The organism is Moraxella sp. TY6 (assembly GCF_048551375.1).
In the GTDB taxonomy this organism is placed as follows: Bacteria; Pseudomonadota; Gammaproteobacteria; order Pseudomonadales; family Moraxellaceae; genus Faucicola.
The window spans coordinates 152,963-168,616 of record NZ_JBLYZJ010000004.1 but is presented as its reverse complement, the minus strand read 5'-3'; the positions used below and the strand labels follow the sequence as shown (position 1 = coordinate 168,616).

The window sequence follows — 15,654 nt, the reverse complement described above, 5'->3', positions numbered from 1 at the left end:
AATCTTGTTTAACAGTATAACACAGCCCATTTTTATCCATGCAAAAAAAGCCAAATTAGGCTATCATAGCCCATAAATTTGATGAATAGCTATTTTAGAAATTGAAAAGGTCAGCCATGAGAAAAATCCTTGTTACCAGTGCATTACCCTACGCCAACGGCCCTATCCATTTGGGGCATTTGGTCGAATATATCCAAACCGATATTTGGGTACGAGCCATGAAATCCTTGGGTCACAAAGTCACCTATGTGTGTGCCGATGACGCCCACGGCACGGCAATTATGCTCAAAGCCGAAGCCAATGGCGTGACCCCAGAACAACAAATCGCTGATGTCAAAGCCTCACACGAAAAGGACTTTGCAGGGTTTTATGTGGGTTTTGACAACTACTACTCGACCCACAGCCCAGAGAATGAGCAGTATTCACAATTTATTTATCAACGCCTGTATGAAAACGGACATATTTCGACCAAAGACGTTGAGCAGTTATTTGACCCAGAAAAAGGGTTATTTTTGGCAGACCGCTTTGTCAAAGGTGAATGTCCAAAATGTGGGGCAAAAGACCAGTATGGTGACAACTGCGAAGTATGTGGCACGACCTACAATGCGACCGAGTTAAAGAACCCTTACTCAACCTTATCTGGGGCGACACCAATTCTCAAGACATCGACCCATTATTTCTTTAATTTGCCGAATTTCAGCGAGTTTTTACAAGACTGGACACGCAAAGAAGGACGTTTACAAAGTTCAATCGCCAATAAATTGCAAGAATGGTTTGATGCAGGGCTTGCCAACTGGGATATCAGCCGTGATGCCCCGTATTTTGGCTTTAAAATCCCCAACACGGACGACAAATATTTTTATGTGTGGCTCGATGCCCCAGTCGGCTATATGGCAAGTTTCAAAAACCTGTGCGACCAACGTGGTGCGGAATTGGGCTTAAACTTTGATGAATACTGGGCAAAAGACAGCCACCACAATACCGAAGTTTATCATTTTATTGGCAAAGATATCGTGTATTTCCATGCCCTATTTTGGCCTGCGATGCTTGAGGGAGCAGGTTTCCGCACACCGACTGCGGTCAATGCTCACGGTTTCTTAATGGTGAATGGCGAAAAAATGAGTAAATCTCGTGGCACATTTATCAAAGCCGAAACCTACCTTGAACAGCTAAATCCTGAGTATTTACGCTATTATTTTGCCAGTAAATTGTCTGATGGTGTCGAGGATATCAACCTTGACCTTGACGATTTTATGCAAAAAGTCAATTCGGATTTGGTCGGCAAAGTGGTGAATATTGCCAGTCGTTGTGCAGGTTTTATCCATAAAAATCATGGCGGTAAACTTGCCCTTGAACTTGCCGAACCAGAACTGGTGCAAGACATCATCAACGCAGGGGACGAAATCGCCCAAGCGTATGAGGCACGAGAGTTTAGCAAAGCCATGCGTCTGATTATGGCGTGTGCCGACAAAGCCAACGAATACATTGATGATAAAAAACCGTGGTCGCTCAATAAAGAAGACGGCAAACAAGCCGAAGTGCAAGCCGTGTGTACCGTGGCATTGAATATCTTCCGTCAGCTGATGGTATATCTCGCCCCTGTGTTGCCGATGATGAGTGAAAAGGCTCGCATTTTCTTAAACATTGATAGCCTTGACTTTGATAGCCGTCACGAATTGCTACTGGGTCATACTATCAATGCCTTTAGCCCACTGATGCAACGTGTGGAAAAAGACAAAATTGATGCTATGGTAAATAGCTCAAAAGAAGATTTGGTAAAACAGCCACAGGTTACAACAGACAAAAAATCTGACGCTAAAAAAGTGGCAACTGCCGAAACCGCTCAAACTGGCGAATTTATCGGTATTGATGATTTTGCCAAAGTCACCATGACGGTGGCAAAAGTGCTGGAATGTAACAAGGTTGAGGGAGCGGATAAACTGCTACAATTTACCCTTGATGTTGGTGAAAAGGATGAAAATGGTAACGCCAAAACTCGCAATGTGTTTAGTGGCATTGCCAAGTTTTATCAGCCAGAGCAGTTACAGGGCAAAACCGTGGTATGCGTCACCAACCTCGCCCCACGCAAGATGAAGTTTGGTATTTCTGAAGGCATGATTTTATCAGCAGAAAAAGACGGACAGCTTACCGTTGTGATGTTGGATGATAACATCCCTGCAGGGGCGACTTTGGCGTAACTGCTTGATGGGCTTCATATGACATAAAAAAGGGCGTAAAATTACGCCTTTTTTTATGCTATTGCAAAGTGTAAAAATAAAATGGCAAACCGATAAGCCGGGTTCTGTCGAGGACGAACATTCATCTAGGCGTATCATCGCTAATACGCTCAAGCAACCTACCCGTGTCCAATGCGGGCCGCACCGTGTGGACACCTATTTGGTCTTGCTACGAGTGGAGTTTACCATGCCATGAACTGTTGCCAGTCATGCGGTAGGCTCTTACCCTACCCTTTCACCCTTACCATTTAACAAGTTAAATGGCGGTCTGCTCTCTGTTGCACTGGTCGTAGGCTTACGCCCCCCAGCCGTTAGCTGGCACTCTGCCCTGTGTAGCCCGGACTTTCCTCCCTCCACTAATGTGGACAGCGTTCGTCTGGTCTGCCAAGGGCGTATTATAAATGATTATGGCAATAAAATCATGCGTTTTTGTGCGATAAGAGTTGTTTGGCGAGCAATAAAACTAAACCCTGCTCCCATTTCAAGCAAAAACTGTTCAATTTCTCGTAAAATTGCATCTTCTAAATCTTTTTCGAGATAACGGTCATTAAGTTGCAGAAAGTCCAAAATATAGGGGTCTTTTAACAACAAAATCGGCTGATAATCCCTGTTTCACGCAATTGAGCCAACTCTGCGACAATCATCTCATCAGGTTTTTTTGACAGTGCGGTACGTTCAAACAATAATGACCCAATCCGCTCATCAAGCGTGCGTGTTGACCAACGCTCTTGGCTTGCTAAGGTCGCATAAAAATCTCGTTTAATTGGGTCTTCAATGTAAGCCAAAAGTTTAAAATGTGTCCAACTCAATTTTTCACGCAGTGCGTGAACAATGTTGATATCACAAAATTGTTGGTAAAATTTAACACAATAATTCAGATGGTTTTTACTCCACCCTTTACCAAATTGCATTGTTAATGATTCAGATAAATTCGCAATGACTTGCTTGCCATAATCCGCTCGCTCACCTTGCAAAATGGCATTATGAATCCGTTCACCAACGTGCCAATATAGCAGGGTTAGCTCGGCATTTACTGTGGTCGCAACACGGCTTTTGGCTTGCTGAATTAAAGCAATAACCTCGGTGACAAAACCTTGATTAACTTCACAAACAGAGGCGTTATCCATTAGTTTTATCCACTTAGTCTTAGTTTTGCTTACCTATTAACCGCTCAAACTTCGCCATCAATTCATCTTGTGTTTCGGCATGATTGGGGTCTTTGGGAATACAATCAGGCACAGGGCAAAATAGCGAACATTGCGGTTCATCAAAATGCCCCACGCATTCCGTGCATAAACTGGGGTCAATTTCATAAATCAACTCACCCACATAAATCGCCTCATTGGGACACAACGGCTCGCACACATCGCAATTGATACATTCGTCAGTAATTTTTAATGCCATAATATTTTAACAAGTCAAAAAAACCTATTTTACCACTTATTGCCAACCATTTTGGCGTTTTTGCTCAAATGCTTCTAACACACAATGCGGTACAAACTTGGTCACATCACCATCAAGCTTGGCAATTTCTCGGACTAAAGTCGATGAAATAAATGAGTATTGTTGTGAAGGGGTCAAAAATACCGCTTCAAAATTGGGGTCAAGCTCTCGATTAATATTGGCAAGCTGAAATTCATACTCAAAATCGGACATCGCACGCAAGCCACGTAACACGCCTGTGGCTTGATGGGTTTTTGCCAAATCTACCAATAATCCCTCAAAACCTATCACTGTCAAATTCGTCAAGCCTTGAGCTTGAGTCGATGCCTCGACCAAATGAATGCGTTCTTCTAACGTAAATAAGGGTTTTTTATGATGCCCAAGTGCCACCGCCACCACGACTTCATCAAATAATCGGCACGCACGTTTGATTAAATCCAAATGTCCACGAGTGATGGGGTCAAATGTACCGGGGTACAGAATTTTGGTATAAGTCGCATGGGTATGGGGTTGGTCAGTAGGAGTCGCTGGGGTCAATGACATGGCTATCGGCTCATTTGAAATAAGAAGATTATTAAAATGATATAGTAAAACGCTTTCCATATCTAGTTTTTCACGCAATATATCGTGGGTAACGCTTGGCTACCCCACGCTATTAAATATAGGACTTACGCAAAAATGCCATTTGTAGGTTGGGTGGAAGCATGACACCCAACATAAACCATTGAAATTGTTGGGTATCGCAAGCTCTACCCAACCTACGATTTGGTTAAATGCGTAAGTCCTAAAATAGTTTGGCAAGATGTCTAATGGCTCTATGACTCATCTTCACTGATTTCTTGGTTTTTATCAATCACTTGCACCAAAATCGGCACAAGCTCTGCCACGACCCATTCATACCGCCAGCCCATCAGATACTTTGGTAATGGATACGCATTATCAAGGCTATAGGCATACAGCTCGGACAGCCATTTTTTACGGATTAAAATATTTTCGCCAATGCCCAATATTTCCGCTTTGGCATTGGTCGCTTGTTGTAGCTGATTTTGCACCGAATCGGATAGGCTACGATACGGTAACGGCAACACAGGCGGATAACTGCTTGGCTCGGCTTTTCGCACCCCATCAATTAGGCTTAAAATCTCTTGCCCATACATCCGAATGACATTGGGCTTGGTCGAGGTAAAACCCAGTTGCTTCATGCTATGTGGTGGTTTTTCGATAATCTCACGCAAGGCTTGCGGACGCAAAATCTGCGTGCGTGGGCGATTAATCGACTTTGCCAACTGCTCACGCCATTCACACAGCACCTGCAACATGGCTAACTGCTCTGGCGTATCCCGAAAATCCGCCACATTCAGATATTGTTCATCATCAGGTGTGACAAAATGGGCATACAGCTCTTGGGTATAGCTTTGGCAATCTTCCACCGCCAACTCCCAAAGATTTTGGGCTTGTAACTGGCGTTTGATTTCATCAAACATGGGTAGTAAATACCGCACATCATCAATGGCGTATTGCTCTTGCTCGTGGGTCAAGGGGCGTTGTAACCAGTCGGATTGACTTTCGCCTTTATCGACATGAATATCAAGGGTTTGATTGAGCGATTTTTGGTAGCCAAGCGACCCCTCACCTGTCAAAAACCCTAAGCCGATTTGGGTGTCAAAGACATTGGTCAAGGCAGGCAGGTTTGATAGTAAATAATAAATCCCCAAATCCTCACCGCAGGCGTGTAGCACCATCATTGGTACATCGGCGATGACTTCCCAAAATTCCTCAAGGTAGAGTTTGGGTGCATCAAGTAAGTAGATGGCGTTGCCTGTGTTGATTTGGATAAGGGCGAGAATGGGAAAAAAGGTATCTCGTTTAATAAACTCGGTATCAAGGGTGATGGTGTCAACGCTTTCGATTTCGTCCAATAAGGCGAATAAATCGTCTTGGGTTTTGACCCATTTGACAGGTAAATCTTTGAGGGCTTGTAATTGGGGCGGTGATAAGGGTTGTTGGGTGAGCATTTTATTTCCAAAATTTTTTTGTTTATTGTATGTCAAATTTGGAAATGTTACACGCATTTTTACTTATTTAGGACTTACGCATTATATAGAATGGCTAGGTTTCAAGACTGAGAAAAACTTAACATAAAAAAATGCCGTTTTACCTTCATGTTGGCAAACGACATCTAAAACAATCACTTATCACCCAAGCAAAACTTGACGCATCGCATCCGCCAAACTCGGCAATTTCCGACCCAAAATTTCTTCAAATTCAGCAGGTTCAGCCTCATCTTCGCCATTATTTCCTTTAGCTGTAATGTTTTGATAAGTCGTCACAATAAAGCGTGGCAAACCTTGTACTTGTTCATCATCAAGCCATTGTTCCACCGCTTCACGGCTCATGGTTTGAATATCAAGCGGTTGATTATAGACTTCGCTTAATGCTTGACCAAATTCGGCATAAGTATAAGGCTTACCTGTTAAATTGATGATTTCACGGTTAGATTCGCCCAAAATCACCTTTGCCCCAACTTCGGCATAATCGGTTTTTAACGCCCCAGAAATCAGCTTATCGCCTGCGTAATGGTACAACTTGCCAGTTCTATGGGCGAGTTTTGCCAATTCTTCATGCACTTCAAAATACCAGTTATTGCGTAAAAAAGTATGGGCAATGCCTGACGCTTTAATCCATTGTTCGGTTTGTTTATGATTGATTTCTAGCCCACCTTTTTCACCGTCCACGCCAAAAATACTGGTGTAAGCGATGAATTTTACGCCATTGATTTTGGCAGATTCGACCACGTTTTGTTGAACATTCGGTGTCGGTACGGACACGAACAATAAGCGGTCAATGCCTTGCAAGGTTTTTACCATTGAATCGAAATCGGCATAATCACCAATACGAACTTCCACGCCTTGTTCACGCCACTGGCTCGCATATTCTTCTTTACGCACCAATGCGAATAATTTGACTTCTTTGGGGGCAAGTTTTAACAAATGTTGTAATGCCAATTTGCCGTAACCGCCGTTTGCACCTGTTACCATGATGTTCATAATTAATTACCTTGTTTGTTTAAATGATGAAGCTATTTTATACCTTTGAAAAATAAAAATTAATAGCGTAAAATGGGAATATATTTTCCAAATATGAGAATCATAAATGTCAAATATGGACTTAAACGCCGTCCGCTTATTTGTCGCCACCGTGCAAGCAGGCAGTTTATCAAAGGCGAGCAATGAGCTAAATGTACCGATTGCCACTATCAGTCGACAAATCAAACTCTTGGAACAATCCTTAAATATCCAACTGTTCGACCGCCACAAAACAGGGGTAAAACCCACCGCCCAAGGGCAACAGTTTTATGAGCAAGTATATTTGGATATTGATAATCTACTCCATACTGAGCGTAATTTGCAAACCGATAAACAGACGTTAAACGGTGTTTTGCGGATTTCGACCATCATTGGGGCTGACCATATTTGGAATTTGCTGACAGCGTTTCAAAATCAATTCCCAGATGTACAAGTCTATGTACAAGCCACCGAGCGTGTGGTGGATTTGGTAGCAGATGGGATTGATATTGCGTTTCGTACAGGGGATTTGCAGACGGATAATGTCATTGCCATGCCTTTGATGGCGATGGGTGGGGCGTGGGTGGCAAGCACAAACTTTGTGGCAAAGTTTGGTGAACCCAAAACCCCGCAAGATTTACTGACCATGCCTTGTGCCAGTTTTGGACGTTTGGGGCAAAAAAGCATTGGTTTTACATGGCAAAATAAGCAGGGTAAAAACCAGTCGCTGGATGTGCCATGCGTGTTGTTATCCAATGATAATTCAGCGATTTTGCATCTTGCTAAAACAGGGCGAGCGGTATGTTTTATTTCAGCATATACCGCCAAAGATTTGATTGAAAAAGGTGAAGTTGTGCCGATTTTGGCGGATTTTCCATCAGTGGATATTTATACCACTTATGCGTTATATCTGTCACACCGTCATCAATCGGCTGTGGTGAAGGCTTTCATAGAATTTTTAAAAGGTACAAAATACCCTACACATCATCTACTTATAAAAGAATTGTAAAAATTACAGTCGTCCACGATTTTGCAAAGCTTGCCCCAACGTCATGCTATCAAGATACTCAATCTCGCCCCCCATCGGTATCCCTTGAGCAATCCGAGTGATACTCCCCACATACGGCTTGACTGCCTCACTGACAAAATGAGCCGTGGTCTGCCCCTCAACCGTGGTCGAAGTCGCCAAAATCACCTCTGCCACAGGCTCGCCTGCCTCGTGATGACGCTTTAACAGCCCCACCAATTGCCCAATGCCCAACTGCTCCGCCCCAATCCCATCAATCGGCGACAGATGTCCACCTAGCACAAAATATTTACCATTAAAACTGGCAGTCTGCTCAATCGCCATCATATCCGAAGCGGTTTCGACAATGCACAGCACGCTATCATTACGGCGTGGGTCGCTACAAATCGGGCAGATATCATCATCCGATAATCCTCGGCAGATTTGGCATTGCTTAATCTCAAGCATCGCCGTCATCAAGGCTTCGGCAAGTTGTTGCCCTTGTTGGCGTTTGTAGGTGAGTAGATGCAGTGCCATACGTTGGGCGGTTTTGTTGCCGACACTGGGTAGGACTTTGAGTTGTTTGACCAATTCGTCAAATTTTGGGGTCAGCATGGTGGTGGCTCTATTTTGCACATAAAAACTGTTTTTCACATAAAAATAAGGGCGTATGCAATACGCCCCTACCAAAATGGGTTATGGTAAGACTAGAATCAACCTTTCAACGCTTAGAACAAGCCTTGCATGCTTGGTGGTAAGCCCATGCCACTGGTTGATTTTGCCATTTCAGTTTCGTATAGTTCATCGGCTTGACGCACGGCATCATTGACAGCGGCAGCGATTAAGTCTTCGACCATATCAGCTTCGTCTTGTAGTAGTGATGGGTCGATTGAGATACGTTTGACCACACGGCGACCAGACATGGTAACTTTTACCAAGCCATTACCTGCTTCGGCATACACTTCTTTATTTGCCAAGTCTTTTTTGGTTTTTTCGACATTTTGTTCGACTTGTTTTTGCATCATTTGGGCTTGTTGCATGAGGGCTTGAATGTTCATGTTTTTTCCTTTTTTAAGTTTAACGTCAGTTTATTATAAACTATCCAACCCATTTTTTAAATCATTGATGATGTCATCAACATCTTCTAGCCCCACCGACAACCGAATCAAGCCATCATTGACACCTGCCTCTGCCCTCGCCTCTGCCGTCATGCGAAAATGCGTGGTCGTGGCTGGGTGGGTAATCGTGCTTTTGGCATCGCCTAAGTTATTAGTAATCGAAATCAGCCGAGTATTGTCAATAACGTGCCATGCCTCGGCTTGATTGGCAACTTCAAAGCCGATAATCGCCCCAAAACTTCCGCCTTGTACATTTTTGAGGTCGGTATGTTGGCGTTTTGCAAGCTCATGTTGCGGATTATCCGCCAAACCCGAAAAATACACTCGCCTAACTTTTGGATGATTTGCCAAAAATTCGGCGACTTGATTGGCATTTTCGCAATGGGCTTTCATACGTAGGCTCAAGGTTTCTAGCCCTTTTAGTAGCACCCACGCATTAAATGGCGATAGGCTAATGCCCCCTGTGCGAATCACGGTAAAGGCTTTTTCCATCAATTCATTGTTGCCGACCAACGCACCGCCCAACATCCGCCCTTGTCCGTCAATGTATTTACTGGCGGAATGAATCACGATATCCGCCCCCAATGTCAACGGCTTTTGAATCGCAGGGGTGGCAAAGCAGTTATCCACTGCCAACAACGCCCCATGCTGATGGGCAAGCTGTGCCAAAAAGCTAATATCTGCTAATTGAGCCAATGGATTGCTTGGACTTTCACAATATAAAACTTTAGTATTCGTCTGAATGGCATTTTGCCACGCCGTGTTATCAAAACAATCGACATAGCTGACTTCAATACCCAGTGGTTTAAAATAAGTATCAAACAACGCTACCGATGAGCCAAAAAGCTGTTTGGCACAGAGCAGATGGTCGCCTGCCTTAAGAAATGCCAAACACATGGTCAAAATCGCCCCCATACCAGAGGCAGTCGCCACGCAACGCTCACCACCTTCTAGCACCGCAAGCCGTCTTTCAAACGCTCGCACAGTAGGGTTGGTATGGCGAGAATACACATTGCCAAAAGTCGTGCCGTTAAAGTGGTCGGCAGCGTCTTTGGCATTTTTATAAACGTAGGAACTGGTGGCAAAAATCGCCTCGTTATGCTCGCCCTCATCAGTGCGGTGGTAGCCTGCACGCACGGCAAGGGTTTGGTCGGTGTAGCCTTGGGTAAGGTCAAGATAATCATTGGTAAAATTGGGGTCGAATTGGGGCATGGGTTACCTACTACAAGCTATTATTTCTAAAAATTTGATAAGTCCCTCCATGATAACACAGTGACATGGGTTTTGATTGACCCAAATTGGCATAAGGTTATTTTTAAAGTCCAAATATTAGAACCTGTATTCATAACGTCTTTGCGTTGAAAAATGTGATAAATCGCCAGCTTTTCAAGGCAAAAGCTTGGATGATAGTCATTCTATCAGACAGGTTTTTAACGCAGAAAAGCAAGATTTAGCCATTTTTCATGCAAAAGTATAAACAAAAAACTATTAATTATGCTTAACTTTATGAACGTGATGTTGTGAATACAGGTTCTTAGGTTTAATTTGGCTAAAATATGCTAAAATTGGACGTTAAAACATAAAAATCATTTCACGGACTTTCAAGGCATGACAGCGTTTTCCCTTTATCCTTGGTTATTTCAAATAAGGCAAATCACGACCCTTCGGCAAGCTCAAGGTAAACGATTGTCTGTTAGCCTAATATTGCTATGTTTAGCCCTGTGGTTGACTGCCTGTCAAAGCCTACCGCCCAATCCTCGTTTTAGCCACGCCCAACCGATGACGACTGTTCATTCAGCAACGGCTAACGCCCATTTAGCTAACAATTCAACTGGCAATTTAACTGGCAATAAAGCCATTTTCCAACCGATAAAAACTGATTTGATTGAGCGTATCAGCCGTAGCAATAATCCCAATCCAAAAACGTTATCAGGTTATTATCCGCTACTGGATAGCACGGATGCGTTTGCCTCACGCAGTATTTTGAGCCAAATGGCGACCCAAAGCATTGATATTCAATATTATATTTGGCATAACGATGCCTCTGGGCAGTTATTACTCAAGGATTTATACGACTCTGCCAATCGTGGGGTGAAGGTACGGTTATTGCTCGATGACTTGAACACCAACCCTGCCCTTGACCAACAACTACTGGCATTTGCCAGTCATCCCAACATTCAAGTGCGATTGATAAATCCCAAAGCGGTTCGCTCGTTCACGCCTGCCAATTTTGTGTTGGCATTACCACGTTACCAACACCGCATGCACAATAAAAGCATGACCTTTGACCATCAATTATCCATCATTGGCGGTCGCAATATTGGTGATGAGTATTTGAGAAACGATACTGATAACGAGTTTGCCGACCTTGACGTATTATTGGCAGGCAAGATGGTGGGCGATGTTGAGGCGAGTTTTGAGCAATATTGGCAAAGTGAATTGGCGTATGATATCGAAAATTTGGTTAAGCCGATTGACCCCAATGAGCCTGTATCGCCCATCCGCAGTGCGTTTTTACGTCAACTCAATAAACTTGCTCCCAATTACGGTAGCCAACTGGTCAATAGTTCGCAACTGTACCGAGTCACTAATGGTGCAGTAATTGACCAAAAGTTACTGCATAAAAAAGTAAATTTTCGTTGGCAACCCATCTATTTTTTTGCCGATGATGTCAAAAAACTGCGTAATCAAGATGTCAAATCTAGCCGTTTGGTCAACCAATTACGCACGAAATTAGGCACGCCCAAACACGAATTTAGCATTATTTCCTCGTATTTTGTTCCCAGTCCATTAGGCGTGGCTCAGTTGCAACAACTGGCAAACGATGGGGTGAAAATCCGTATTTTGACCAATTCATTTGATGCCACGGATGTGCCTATTGTGCATGCAGGTTATAGTGAGTCAAGACCCGCTTTACTCAAATCTGGGATTGATTTATACGAATTAAAATCCGATGCTAATCCAGACTTTAGGGAAAAGAAGCGGAATTTCACCCGTGATACAGGCAATACCAGCCTGCATACCAAAGCCTTTGCGGTGGATGATAAATATACCTTTATCGGCTCATATAATGTTGACCCACGCTCTGCCAATATCAATACCGAGCTTGGTGTGGTGATTGCCGACCCTGTATTGGCGAATGCGGTGCATCGAGCTTTTGACGATGATTTGTTAAAAATCAGTTATCGCTTATCGCTCACCGATAACCAACATCTGAATTGGCATACGTATCCCAGTCCTTCTGCCTCACAATCTAACCCAACGCTTCAAACAAAAACCAAAGAACCCCGAATATCACGTCTAAATGCGTTATGGATTAAAGTATTTGCTGGCTTACCGATTGATTGGTTACTGTAATTAAAAAAACTCAATAATTAACAAAAATCAAACATTGTAACCCTCCTTTTTCGTAAAGTTTTATTTATAGTATGCTATTTTTTATAATATAAAGAGGAAGTTAACCTCTACAACGGCAAGTAAGTGAGACATCATGCCTTTTTTTAATCCTGCCTCTGAAGAACTACGTTATCTCAATTCGCATGAAAGAACCATTATCAAACTAACGGTGTTTGGGGCATTTTTTACTTGCTTTGATTTTGTGATTTATTTTTTCTTTAAAGATGCTATTTTAGAAAGTTTGTTTTCTCCCACTGTGTCTAAAGAGATGCAAGCCTTTAGTTTTTTAGTGTTAGTGTTAGTTGGTTATGTTTCTCGCCCATTAGGTGGGCAGATTTTGGCGGATATTGGTGACCGTCATGGACGTAAGCCCGTGTTATTATTCAGTTTATTCCTAGTAGCTTTGTCGACTCTGTGTATTGGCGTGTTACCAAGCTATGCCCAAATTGGTATATTTGCCCCTTTGCTATTAATGGCATTACGTTTTGCTCAAGGGCTTGGCATGGGAGCTGAAGTACCTGCATCATGGAGCTATTTGGCAGAGCATATGCCAGGGCGACAGATTGGAGCAGTCTGCGGTACGTTGATTGCGGTGCAAATTTTATCTGTATTATTAGCCAATATTATGAGCAGTTTACTTGCGAATAGCCTAACACCTAATCAAATGATGAGCTATGGCTGGCGAATCCCCTTTATTTTAGGTGGTGTATTCACCCTATTCGCTATTATCATGCGATACCGTTTATCTGAAACACCGATTTTTTTATATGCCCAAGCCAAAAATCAGTTGATTCCTCGTTTACCACTGCTTCACGCTTTTCATCATCATCGTTATGGCTTAACCATGACCTTTGGGTTATCTTGGTTCGTTTCTAGTGTATTTTTGATTGTTTATCTATTAATGCCTGCATTTAGCATACAGATGTTTGAAATTGATATTAATTGGATTATGATTGCCAATGGTATTGGACTATTATTTGCTAGTCTTGGGGCATTAATGTATGGCTATTTGGCAGATCGTTTTAATTCTGGTAAGGTATTTTCGATTGGTTGTATTACATTAGCATTGGCAACCCTCCTATTTTATACCATTATTAAAAATACCCATGAATTGTTAATGTTAGGCTATGCAATTTTGGGATTCTGCTCAGGTATCATTGGTATCGTGCCTAGTATGTGTGTGCGACTATTGCCAGCGAATGTTCGCATGAGTGGGATGGCCTTTAGTTATAATGTAGCATATGCGATTACAGGTGCAATTACGCCGATATTATTATTAAATTTCTCTAGTAACATCTCATCTATTCCTGTGCTATATTTAGTTTTTTTATGTATTTTGGGTGTGATTATGGGATTGTTTTTGACCAATTTACATGGTTTATACCGCATAGAAGAAAAACCCCATCACACTGAAATGGTTTAATAATGTCTATCCTTACCTCTACTATCATGCGTAATAAACGCCTGTCTACCGCCCCCATGATTGACTGGTCGACACGTCATTATTGTACCTTTGCAAGGCTATTTAATCCGCACACCTACCTGTATACGGAGATGATTAGTACGTCAGCGATTTTGCAAGGCGATACTGATTATCAGTTAAAATACTATCCCAACGAACACCCCATCGTACTGCAACTGGGCGGTGCTAACCCCAGTGAGCTTGCCCAATGTGCCAAAATCGGACAAGACTACGGCTATGATGAAATTAATCTTAATGTCGGCTGTCCGTCTGACCGTGTGCAACATTATAAAATCGGTGCGTGCCTGATGGCAGAGCCTGCATTGGTTGGTGAGTGTGTCACAGCCATGCGTGAGGCGGTGGATGTGCCTGTGACGGTGAAGCACCGTATTGGTATTGATAATTTTGACAGTTATGAATTTATGCGTGACTTTGTGGGGGCGGTGGTCGAGGCTGGCTGTCGTCATGTCATCGTCCATGCTCGCACCGCTTGGTTACAGGGTTTAAGTCCTAAGCAAAACCGTGAAATCCCCCCACTTCGCTATGAGGACGTATATCGACTGAAACAAGAATTTAGCGATATTTTTGTCGAAATTAATGGCGGTATTACCACACTTGAGCAAATCCAAAGCCATTTGCAATTTGTGGATGGTGTGATGATAGGGCGTGAGGCGTATCATAATCCGTATATTTTGGCAGAAAGTTTGGCGTTATGGGGTGAAGTGCCGAAAACTCGTGAGCAGATTTTTGTAGAATTATTGGACTTATTGGCAAGTTTTGAGGCGGAGGGTGTGCCGTTGACGTTGGTGATGCGTCATTATTTGGGGCTATTTCATGGGTTGGCAGGTAGTCGGCAATGGCGACAGGCGATGAGTGGGCAGAAGTCGATTTCGATTGAGCAAGTCAAAAAGGCAGGGGAAGCGGTATTAGAGATGAATTGACTATTGATAACAACAGATAAAAAATTACCACAAACCACCAAACCAGCCTAGTGGAAACTTTGGGTTTAACTTGCTACCCATTAACCATTTTTCTAGGATTTTATCAACTTTTGGCTTTTAATGCTAAACTTTAATGCGTTAAACTTTGAACTTTAAATTTTTAGCTTTGAACTTTTAGCCACGGTTATATACCTATACAGTGCGTACTTCAACGGTTCACTGTCCTTAGTAATATAAGATGATAGCTTAAAAGGCTATTCTTAAATTCAAATCAAGTTAATTACAAGTTATTCGGTTGGGATTTGTGGTAAAAAACGCTAAAAACACTTAATCAAAATTAATCGTGGTTACGGCATTACTTTCACTTAGCACATAATCCACTTCTTCTAAAAAGCTAGTTACCATTTGTTCATAAAACTCTACTGATTTATCAGCGGTTTGGCTAGGGTCAAAAGATAAGATGGTTAATTCTTTGGTCAAACGCACGGTTTCAATTGAGGATTTTACCCGCTCATCAATTTGTGTTTGGGTCAATTCCACGCCTGCATTTGATAAAGTTTTGATAGTTTCTTCTTGGGCTTTCTCAATTTCTTGATTGGCTTTATTTTGTTTATCTTTGGCTTTATGCAATTGGTTTTGCATGATTGAAGCAATATCTTTAAGATAAGTTTGATATAAATACTTTAATTCAATCGCTTCACGAACACTGTAATTCTTCCCATTAATTACCACCTGTGTCGTCAAATTTGACTGCTCAACCGCCAGTTTGATTTTTAAAATTTCATTGACAATATCACGGTTTGCTTGGGCATTGGCAAGTAGTTTCTTTTGCAAATCCATACCGTCAGCACTCTCAATTTTAATGCTATTGATAGTGGCAACATACTCATTTGTGCGAGATTTGGCTAGTTTATCTTTTAAGGCATTAATGCGAGATAATGCACGAGTAATAGTATAAGTGGTCATAAAAATCCTTGTATAACGTA

Annotated in this window: 15 protein-coding genes and 1 other RNA gene; 5 read left to right on the top strand and 11 right to left on the bottom strand. The window is 42.4% G+C overall.

What is annotated here, in order from left to right:
• The first annotated feature begins 116 nt into the window (after positions 1-116).
• Positions 117-2,198 (top strand): methionine--tRNA ligase, encoded by a 2,082-nt coding sequence (gene metG, locus ACK1U4_RS04650; protein WP_419400273.1) that lies wholly within the window; start codon positions 117-119, stop codon positions 2,196-2,198.
• A gap of 77 nt (positions 2,199-2,275) precedes the next feature.
• Here metG and rnpB read toward each other — a convergent pair.
• The 7 genes from rnpB to ACK1U4_RS04615 form a co-directional block, all read right to left on the bottom strand.
• Positions 2,276-2,625: RNase P RNA component class A (rnpB, locus tag ACK1U4_RS04645), an RNA gene on the bottom strand.
• Positions 2,626-2,642: 17 nt separating this feature from the next.
• On the bottom strand, positions 2,643-2,825 hold the full coding sequence (locus ACK1U4_RS04640; protein ID WP_419400274.1) for a PDDEXK nuclease domain-containing protein: 183 nt from the start codon (positions 2,823-2,825) through the stop codon (positions 2,643-2,645).
• A complete protein-coding gene (locus tag ACK1U4_RS04635) occupies positions 2,819-3,364 on the bottom strand; it encodes a DUF1016 N-terminal domain-containing protein (RefSeq protein WP_419400275.1) in 546 nt (181 codons plus the stop codon). Before ACK1U4_RS04635 ends, ACK1U4_RS04640 begins: the two co-directional genes overlap by 7 nt.
• 19 nt (positions 3,365-3,383) lie before the next feature.
• The gene (locus tag ACK1U4_RS04630; RefSeq protein WP_419400276.1) at positions 3,384-3,641 is read right to left on the bottom strand and encodes a YfhL family 4Fe-4S dicluster ferredoxin; all 258 of its coding nucleotides are present in this window, start codon (positions 3,639-3,641) and stop codon (positions 3,384-3,386) included.
• 36 nt (positions 3,642-3,677) lie between these two features.
• A complete protein-coding gene (coaD, locus tag ACK1U4_RS04625; protein WP_419400277.1) occupies positions 3,678-4,223 on the bottom strand; it encodes a pantetheine-phosphate adenylyltransferase in 546 nt (181 codons plus the stop codon).
• A 272-nt stretch (positions 4,224-4,495) separates the two neighbouring features.
• Positions 4,496-5,695, bottom strand: a complete 1,200-nt coding sequence (locus tag ACK1U4_RS04620; RefSeq protein ID WP_419400278.1) for a ribonuclease D — start codon at positions 5,693-5,695, stop codon at positions 4,496-4,498.
• Positions 5,696-5,875: 180 nt separating this feature from the next.
• Positions 5,876-6,727: an NAD(P)H-binding protein gene (locus tag ACK1U4_RS04615; RefSeq protein ID WP_419400279.1), complete on the bottom strand. Its 852-nt coding sequence runs from the start codon at positions 6,725-6,727 to the stop codon at positions 5,876-5,878.
• Between the two features lie 106 nt (positions 6,728-6,833).
• Between ACK1U4_RS04615 and ACK1U4_RS04610 the strand changes: the two genes are divergently transcribed.
• Positions 6,834-7,754 carry a LysR family transcriptional regulator gene (locus ACK1U4_RS04610; RefSeq protein ID WP_419400280.1) on the top strand — a complete coding sequence of 307 codons (921 nt, stop codon included), beginning with the start codon at positions 6,834-6,836 and terminating at the stop codon, positions 7,752-7,754.
• A 3-nt stretch (positions 7,755-7,757) separates the two neighbouring features.
• On the opposite strand, the gene recR is transcribed toward ACK1U4_RS04610, so the two are convergent.
• The 3 genes from recR to ACK1U4_RS04595 form a co-directional block, all read right to left on the bottom strand.
• Entirely contained in the window at positions 7,758-8,366 is a 609-nt protein-coding gene (gene recR, locus ACK1U4_RS04605; RefSeq protein WP_419400409.1) for a recombination mediator RecR, read from the bottom strand.
• A 113-nt stretch (positions 8,367-8,479) separates the two neighbouring features.
• On the bottom strand, positions 8,480-8,809 hold the full coding sequence (locus ACK1U4_RS04600) for a YbaB/EbfC family nucleoid-associated protein (protein WP_419400281.1): 330 nt from the start codon (positions 8,807-8,809) through the stop codon (positions 8,480-8,482).
• Between the two features lie 33 nt (positions 8,810-8,842).
• Positions 8,843-10,081 (bottom strand): O-succinylhomoserine sulfhydrylase, encoded by a 1,239-nt coding sequence (locus tag ACK1U4_RS04595; RefSeq protein WP_419400282.1) that lies wholly within the window; start codon positions 10,079-10,081, stop codon positions 8,843-8,845.
• 396 nt (positions 10,082-10,477) lie between these two features.
• Between ACK1U4_RS04595 and ACK1U4_RS04590 the strand changes: the two genes are divergently transcribed.
• From ACK1U4_RS04590 to dusA, 3 genes are all read left to right on the top strand, one after another.
• On the top strand, positions 10,478-12,226 hold the full coding sequence (locus ACK1U4_RS04590; RefSeq protein ID WP_419400283.1) for a phospholipase D family protein: 1,749 nt from the start codon (positions 10,478-10,480) through the stop codon (positions 12,224-12,226).
• A 133-nt stretch (positions 12,227-12,359) separates the two neighbouring features.
• On the top strand, positions 12,360-13,688 hold the full coding sequence (locus tag ACK1U4_RS04585; protein WP_419400284.1) for an MFS transporter: 1,329 nt from the start codon (positions 12,360-12,362) through the stop codon (positions 13,686-13,688).
• A gap of 2 nt (positions 13,689-13,690) precedes the next feature.
• The gene (dusA, locus tag ACK1U4_RS04580; protein WP_419400285.1) at positions 13,691-14,668 is read left to right on the top strand and encodes a tRNA dihydrouridine(20/20a) synthase DusA; all 978 of its coding nucleotides are present in this window, start codon (positions 13,691-13,693) and stop codon (positions 14,666-14,668) included.
• 327 nt (positions 14,669-14,995) lie between these two features.
• On the opposite strand, the gene ACK1U4_RS04575 is transcribed toward dusA, so the two are convergent.
• A complete protein-coding gene (locus ACK1U4_RS04575) occupies positions 14,996-15,634 on the bottom strand; it encodes a hypothetical protein (RefSeq protein WP_419400286.1) in 639 nt (212 codons plus the stop codon).
• Positions 15,635-15,654: the final 20 nt, after the last annotated feature.

Excerpts from the sequence above, each read along its gene's own strand:
- metG (WP_419400273.1), top strand. The coding sequence starts at position 117 with ATGAGAAAAATCCTTGTTACCAGTGCATTACCCTACGCCAACGGCCCT.
- ACK1U4_RS04635 (WP_419400275.1), bottom strand. The coding sequence starts at position 3,364 with ATGGATAACGCCTCTGTTTGTGAAGTTAATCAAGGTTTTGTCACCGAG.
- ACK1U4_RS04630 (WP_419400276.1), bottom strand. The coding sequence starts at position 3,641 with ATGGCATTAAAAATTACTGACGAATGTATCAATTGCGATGTGTGCGAG.
- coaD (WP_419400277.1), bottom strand. The coding sequence starts at position 4,223 with ATGTCATTGACCCCAGCGACTCCTACTGACCAACCCCATACCCATGCG.
- ACK1U4_RS04620 (WP_419400278.1), bottom strand. The coding sequence starts at position 5,695 with ATGCTCACCCAACAACCCTTATCACCGCCCCAATTACAAGCCCTCAAA.
- ACK1U4_RS04615 (WP_419400279.1), bottom strand. The coding sequence starts at position 6,727 with ATGAACATCATGGTAACAGGTGCAAACGGCGGTTACGGCAAATTGGCA.
- ACK1U4_RS04610 (WP_419400280.1), top strand. The coding sequence starts at position 6,834 with ATGTCAAATATGGACTTAAACGCCGTCCGCTTATTTGTCGCCACCGTG.
- recR (WP_419400409.1), bottom strand. The coding sequence starts at position 8,366 with ATGCTGACCCCAAAATTTGACGAATTGGTCAAACAACTCAAAGTCCTA.
- ACK1U4_RS04600 (WP_419400281.1), bottom strand. The coding sequence starts at position 8,809 with ATGAACATTCAAGCCCTCATGCAACAAGCCCAAATGATGCAAAAACAA.
- ACK1U4_RS04595 (WP_419400282.1), bottom strand. The coding sequence starts at position 10,081 with ATGCCCCAATTCGACCCCAATTTTACCAATGATTATCTTGACCTTACC.
- ACK1U4_RS04590 (WP_419400283.1), top strand. The coding sequence starts at position 10,478 with ATGACAGCGTTTTCCCTTTATCCTTGGTTATTTCAAATAAGGCAAATC.
- ACK1U4_RS04585 (WP_419400284.1), top strand. The coding sequence starts at position 12,360 with ATGCCTTTTTTTAATCCTGCCTCTGAAGAACTACGTTATCTCAATTCG.
- dusA (WP_419400285.1), top strand. The coding sequence starts at position 13,691 with ATGTCTATCCTTACCTCTACTATCATGCGTAATAAACGCCTGTCTACC.
- ACK1U4_RS04575 (WP_419400286.1), bottom strand. The coding sequence starts at position 15,634 with ATGACCACTTATACTATTACTCGTGCATTATCTCGCATTAATGCCTTA.